Genomic DNA, 1,986 nt, shown 5'->3' on the forward strand with positions numbered 1-1,986 from the left:
TGTCCGGTCTCGGTAGATGCTTGACACTTCGGTCCCAGCTGATGGCTGACGGTGGCCGTGTTCGGTTTTGCTGTGCGCGTCGTTGCGGTGCGTGTGGGGAGGCCGGGATTGGCGCTGGTGGAGTTGTCGGTTGTCGAGCAGAGGTATCGGGCTGTCCTGGCGGTGCTGGCGGGTGCGACGGTGACGGAGGTCGCCGCGTCGCTGGGGGTGTCGCGGCAGACGGTCAGCGGCTGGAAGTCGAGGTATGAGGCGTCGGGTCTGGCCGGGTTGGCGGACCGGTCGCGTAGGCCGGCGTCGTGTCCGCATCAGGTTTCTGCCGAGGTGGAGGCGGCGGTGTGTGAGTTGCGGCGCAAGCATCCTGGGTGGGGTCCGCGGCGGATCGCTCATGTTCTTGAGCGGTCGGGGGTGGTGGCGCCGGTGCCGTCGCGGATGACGGTGTATCGGATCTTGGTCAGGCATGGGCTTGTGGTGCCGGGGGTTCGGCGGCGGAAGCGGTCGGATTACAAGCGCTGGCAGCGGGAGCGTGCGATGCAGTTGTGGCAGATGGACATCGTCGGCGGGGTCATGCTGGTCAACCCGGTCACGGGTGAGTTGTCCGAGGCGAAGATCGTGACCGGTGTGGACGATCATTCCCGGTACTGCGTGATCGCGTCGGTGGTCGAGCGGGCGACCGGGCGGGCGGTGTGCGCGGCGTTCGTGGGGGCTTTGCGCAGGTTCGGGGTGCCGCAAGAGGTGCTGACCGACAACGGCAAGCAGTTCACCGCCCGGTTCGGGCAGGGCGGTGAGGTGTTGTTCGACCGGATCTGCCGGGAGAACGGGATCGCGCACCGGCTGACGCGGCCTGCGTCGCCGACCACGACGGGTAAGGTCGAGCGGTTCCATCAGACGCTGCGGCGTGAACACCTCGATGACTGCCATCCGTTCGAGAGCGTCGGGGCGGCTCAGGCGGCGTTGGATGCGTGGGTGGAGGAATACAACTCCTCGCGGCCGCATCAGTCGCTTGCAATGCAGTCTCCGGCCGACCGGTTCGCCCCGGTTCCTGAGCCAGAGCGGGACGTGCTGGGTCTGAGGGTGCCCGGAGTGCTCGCGCTGGTGCCGCAGCAGCGGACGGCTTGTGCGCAGCCGGATCCGGGCGATGCTGTGACCGGTGCGGCTGCTGGGTCGGGGGATGTCCCGGCGGCAGTGCCGGTTGGGCAGGGCGGGCCGGTGGAGTTCGAACGGGTGGTGCCTGCGAGTGGGAATCTGCAGGTCGCGGGCAAGCAGTTCTGGCTGGGCCCGGCCCGGTCGGGGCTGACGGTGACGTTCTGGGCCGACACGCAGGTGATCCACCTGCTGATAGCCGGGGCCCGGATCAAGTCGGCGCGGTCGCACCTGTCGGTGGCGGACCTGGCCCGGCTGGCGGCCCGGGGCGGGCGTGCTGCGGGGCCGTCGCCGCTGCCGGCCGGGGATGCGGCCGCGTTCGAGGTGGACCGGACGGTCAACAACCACGGGCTGGTGGGCCTGGGCGGGCGTCAGGTGCTGGCGGCGGAGATCCTCGGCGGGCGCCGGGTGAGTGTTCGCATCGAGACGGCCACGCTGTTGTTCTTCGACCCGTCCTCGCGGGAACTGCTGCGGGTGCGGCCCAACCCGCTCACCAGCGATGAGGTGCAGCGGTTGCACGGTCTGCGGCCCGCGGGCCCACCGCCTGGGCCCAGGACGGAGCCGGTGCGCGTGCAGCGGCGGGTCAGCGCGGTGGGCACGGTCATGGTCTGCCGGCAGGTCGTCTGTCTCGGCCGAACCTACGCGGGGCAGACCGTGATCATGCACGTGGCGGAATCGACGATCACCGTGGAACTGGACGGCCAGGTCCAGGTCATCCAGCGGACCAACAGCCTCCCGATCCGCAACGTCAAAGCGAACAAGCCCCACAAGGTTTCCGATGTTGTCTAGGCCCACCGTCAAGCATCAGCTGAGACCAGAACGTCAAACATCACCTGAGACTCGACA

The 1,986-nt window shown here is 69.0% G+C and carries 1 protein-coding gene; it reads left to right on the forward strand.

Annotation, left to right across the window (positions count from 1 at the left end; translation table 11 throughout):
• The first annotated feature begins 123 nt into the window (after window positions 1-123).
• On the forward strand, window positions 124-1,929 hold the full coding sequence (locus ACFYNS_RS31825) for an IS481 family transposase (protein WP_388606375.1): 1,806 nt from the start codon (window positions 124-126) through the stop codon (window positions 1,927-1,929).
• Window positions 1,930-1,986: the final 57 nt, after the last annotated feature.

The organism is Streptomyces sp. NPDC006925, assembly GCF_042869575.1.
In the GTDB taxonomy this organism is placed as follows: Bacteria; Actinomycetota; Actinomycetes; order Streptomycetales; family Streptomycetaceae; genus Streptomyces.